Raw genomic sequence first — 4,434 nt, 5'->3', positions numbered from 1 at the left:
ATTGGTGTGCCACCCTTACCCTGATTAACGTAAGTTGTGGCAATGGCCTGGGGGCTCAGGGGAGTTGAGATAGCTTGACGCTGGATACTTTGAGCAAGGTCAATCGAGGTAGACTCAACTAGCTGCTGGGTATTGGAGGGAAGAAAATCAGGAAACATCAGTTGAATTGCTGTAATCAGAGGACAATCCTGATTCTCCCCCTCACAAGCGCAATTATGTTAGTCAGTGCTTGTCTTGCACGGATGAGCACTCCGGAACTATTGCCTATTGCCTCTTGCCTCTTGCCTATCCCTACCCAAATAATTTTTCAGCAAGCCCTAAGTAACTGATGGGCTGAACTTATTACCCAGTAATGATTTTAGCTTGCATGTCACACCCCCAGAAAGTGTTCACCATTTTGTGGTAAAAAAAAGATAGGTCGATTATTTGCAACAAGACCTACCAATTGAAAATGTTACCTGCATTTTACCAAAACCACTTAAAAAGTCAACTTAGTAAATCAGAATACTTATTCCTTTTAATTCTGCTTAGTCTCGTACAGACAATTAAAAACGTAAATTTAGAAAAATTAGCAAATATTTTATCAATTCCCATAAAATTTGAAAGTCGTAGAAAAAGAATACAACGATTTTTATCATTGCCTAATCTAACGATTGAAAAAATTTGGTTCCCAATTGTAACAACCTGGTTATCAACATACTTTACAACTGAACAATTAATTTATGTAGCGTGCTTATCGCACAAATTGGAGTCGCATAAATTTGATCATGATTAGTATAGTTTGGGATAAAAGATCCTTTCCCATATATTTTGAATTACTTCCCAAATTAGGGTCTAGCAATTTTAATTAACAGAAAACTGCCCTATCCTCAGTGATGCCACTTTTAAAAAATTATAATATTTGTATATTAGGGGATAGAGAATTTTGCTCGGTAAAGCTAGCAAAGTATCTCCAGTCATTGGATGTATATTTTTGCTTACGTCTTAAAAAAAACGAATTTATTGAAGTTAAAAATGAGATTTGGATTCAATTAAATAATTTAGGTTTAGCACCGGGAGTATCGTTTTTTATGCAAGGAGTTAAAGTAACCAAGACCCATGGTTTTTCAAGTTGTAATGTGGCTTGTAAGTGGCAACGTAAAGTCAAGGGAATAACCCCAAAAGAGGGATGGTTTATTCTCACCAATTTCGACGGTATAGAGTTGGCAATTTCCGCTTATAAAAAAAGATTTGATATAGCGGTGCGACCCCGGTCGGGTTTCCCGACCTAGGGAACGCGCACCAAGAGAAGAAGAGATGTTTAGAGATTTCAAGAAAGGTGGCTATAATCTAGAGGATACTAAAGTTGAGGGTAAACGGCTGATTTCTCTAGTTTTATTAATTGCGATAGCTTATACTTCTTCAACGATTCAAGGTCAGCAAATTAAAGCGATGCAGCGCGGTCTTGGGGAGGCAGCGCGGTCTTGGGGAGGCAGCGCCTTCACGCGGGGGTTTCCCCCATGAGCGACTGCCGTGGTCCCCCCCATGAGCGACTGCCGTGGTCCCCCCCATGAGCGACTGCCGTGGTTTCCCCCACTCGCGCTTTGCATCAAGACAAGGCTCAACTGTCTTACGGTAAATTCAAACCACTCGCGCTTTGCATCAAGACAACGAAAGTATTATCAACGAGGCCTAAGGGCTAGGTTGCTTATAGAGTCGGCGTTGTAACTTATTTCGTCGCCCCCTCAGGAACACTTTACATTTAAAGCGTTTCAGGTTATTTCGTCACCCCTTCAGCCTCTAAATATATTAGGAATATATGAACCAAAAAAAAGCTTTAATTATGCTTTAAAACTTGGTAGCATCAAAAAAGATAATTTAATAAAGTTTTTGGACAAAGAAGCCAAAGAAGCGGAAAAAACTAGACTAACAATAAGAATAGATACAGTCATTGTTCTGGATAATTCCTCAAGTCATAAAATTCATCAGGTAAGAGCTAAACAAAAAGAATGGTTAGAAATGGGATTGTATTTATTTTTTTTGCCAACTTATAGTCCAGAACTTAATCTAATAGAGGGTGAGTGGCGTCAACTTAAAGCGATGCAGCAAGGGAACAGGGGGTTTCCCCCATGAGCGACTGCATCAAGAAACTCATCAAATCTCTGGTCGAATGTTTGAGGATGAATACGATTTAGCTTTAGCAGTTAAAGAAGGTATAAAAAAACGAAGTTACCAAGTAGGTTATCAGCTTCAACAGTGGACAATATCTGGAAATGTAGATAGTAAAAATTATCAAGTTTTTAACCTTTAATTAAGCCCACCTACTTACCAGTAAACCTAAACCTCCCAAACCTCCTGTAATCATGTAGCTAGCATCTGAACGGAAACTTAAAGGCTTTTGACATTATCGTTTTCTCAAAAATTAAGTAATCATATTGGAGCTATATGGAACTTCATACATCACTATAATAACACAATTTGTACTTGACCATTACTATGCAGGACTACCGAATAAAAATAATCATTATTATTATGAAGTCTGCGATCTTCGATCGCAGACTTCACCAGCGATTGCTATCACCTAAATCCTTACAAATCTTTGCCAAAACGCTGTCTAAAATTGGCTATTGATTTTGCTGGAAGTACATAATGTTCACAATGTAGATCGCCTGCTTCAAATTCTAATTCTTGCAAAATTTGGTAATGTAATTCAGACTGTTCTCCATCGCAAATTCCTACAGTAGGCTCCAGTTGCTCGAACTGAGATGATAGTAAAGCAGAAAAAGCACAACCCATGATATTAAAAGGATTTGAATTAAAAACTGCTTCCTTTTGAGCATTATTCATTATTTTTTCTACAGAGGGTAGTAAATGGACTGTGGTTTTTATAGGAAATGGCGATCGCAACATCCCTCCCTCACTAAATAAAATATCTTCCCGTTCCTGAAAACGCTTAATAGCTTGCTCTACTGAAAAACAATGAGGACCAGAATCATCAACAATTAGCGTACCAGGCTTAACCTGCATAATATCTAATACATTTGCGACATTTGTAGCTCCAACAATTAAAGTAGAGTCGTAAATTTCTTGGGGAACTGTTGTTTTTGATAATGCCAACTTTATTTTACCTTTAAAACCAAATTTATGTACTAAATTTTGTTCAATATTCTCCAGGAATTCTAACTTACTGTAAACGTCACAAAGAATAATTTCTTGAGGATGTGGCAAGCATTTCAACATTAACGGCAGCACATTCATTCCCACAGAACCTAAGCCAATAAATCCTACTTTTTCTGTACTTAAATCTCGACCACCTTGCTCGCATATCTTCTTAATAGTAAGTACAACAGCAGCACCAGTTGTTCTATGTCCAGTCGTAATTTTTGGCAAATCCTGACGATTAGCAATTGCCTTGGTAATTGCCAAACCATAATCAGTAGCAGAAGGAATTAAACCAGTTAAAGAAACAAACTTAGCACCAATTCTTCCAGCCATTTCTAATGCTTCAATAGTTACCTGTACTGCATCATCTTGATTGCTATATAAGTCAGAAATAAATCTAGGCAAAACTATTAGTGCAATTCGACCCCAATTAGTCTGTTTTATCATTCCCCAAAAAGGAAGATTTTCAAAGATATTTTCAATAATATAATCTCGACTCCAATCAAACATTTCTGGATCATATTCTCCCAAATAACCTAAGGCTGCAGCATCGACAGGAGGAATTTTACCCACAGCAAATAAAGATAACAAAGAACGAGATTCAATTTGTAGATACTCAGAATTTTTGGTTTGTACAACTTCCTTATTTAATGTTTCCTGAACTTCATTATTAATTGATTGAGAAATTGGCTCTTGAGAGACATTTTTATTTTGTATTAGTTCTGTCATAATATTACTTAACTCAGCAATTATTGGCTGTAATAATAAAGTTTTTACTGAGAGACTAATGTTGAAATTTGTGGATATCTTAGAAGCTAATTTTACTGCGGTTAGAGAATTACCCCCCAAATCAAAGAAGTTATCATATATTCCCACCTTTTCTATTCCCAATACTTCTTGCCAAATCTCTGCTAATACCTTCTGTGTCTCTGTTTCTGGAGCTACATACTCCGTTGACACACTACTAGCCACATCCGGTACAGGCAAAGCCTTACGGTCTACCTTACCATTCGGTGTCAGAGGCAGTTGCGACAACACCATCAACCCCGATGGCACCATATACTCTGGCAACCTTGACTGTAGATACTCTCTCAACTGCGGGATCAGTTCCTTTCTCAACTGGGAACTCAAGGGATTATTCCCGTAATTGACCCAGTTACCTGCTGCCACCGATTTTTGAGTTAGGGGTGTTAACACTATCCCTTCTTGGGCTAAGGAACTGCGCACAAATACCCCATCCATCAATTCTGGGCCTCCCTGAGCAGACCAACACAACTCTAAACTATACCCTAA

The 4,434-nt window shown here is 38.0% G+C and carries 3 protein-coding genes and 2 pseudogenes; 4 read left to right on the top strand and 1 reads right to left on the bottom strand.

Annotated features, from left to right (window positions below; genetic code table 11):
* Nucleotides 1-451: 451 nt before the first annotated feature.
* The 4 genes and pseudogenes from F6K37_RS33065 to F6K37_RS33050 form a co-directional block, all read left to right on the top strand.
* A pseudogene (locus F6K37_RS33065) lies at nucleotides 452-1,428 on the top strand (IS4 family transposase); the annotation flags it as partial.
* Between the two features lie 282 nt (nucleotides 1,429-1,710).
* Complete coding sequence (locus F6K37_RS33060) at nucleotides 1,711-2,112, top strand: transposase (protein WP_081431835.1); 402 nt, start codon at nucleotides 1,711-1,713, stop codon at nucleotides 2,110-2,112.
* A gap of 37 nt (nucleotides 2,113-2,149) precedes the next feature.
* The gene (locus F6K37_RS33055; RefSeq protein ID WP_008190455.1) at nucleotides 2,150-2,290 is read left to right on the top strand and encodes a hypothetical protein; all 141 of its coding nucleotides are present in this window, start codon (nucleotides 2,150-2,152) and stop codon (nucleotides 2,288-2,290) included.
* Nucleotides 2,291-2,380: 90 nt separating this feature from the next.
* A pseudogene (locus tag F6K37_RS33050) lies at nucleotides 2,381-2,467 on the top strand (IS1 family transposase); the annotation flags it as partial.
* A 101-nt stretch (nucleotides 2,468-2,568) separates the two neighbouring features.
* Here the strand turns inward: F6K37_RS33050 and F6K37_RS33045 are convergent.
* Entirely contained in the window at nucleotides 2,569-4,182 is a 1,614-nt protein-coding gene (locus tag F6K37_RS33045) for a phosphopantetheine-binding protein (protein WP_287254889.1), read from the bottom strand.
* Between the last annotated feature and the right edge of the window lie 252 nt (nucleotides 4,183-4,434).

Origin of the sequence: Moorena sp. SIO4E2 (assembly GCF_010671945.1) — a bacterium.
GTDB lineage: Bacteria > Cyanobacteriota > Cyanobacteriia > Cyanobacteriales > Coleofasciculaceae > Moorena > Moorena producens.
Note: the sequence above shows the minus strand (reverse complement) of the source record. Positions and strands in the feature narration are given on the sequence as shown.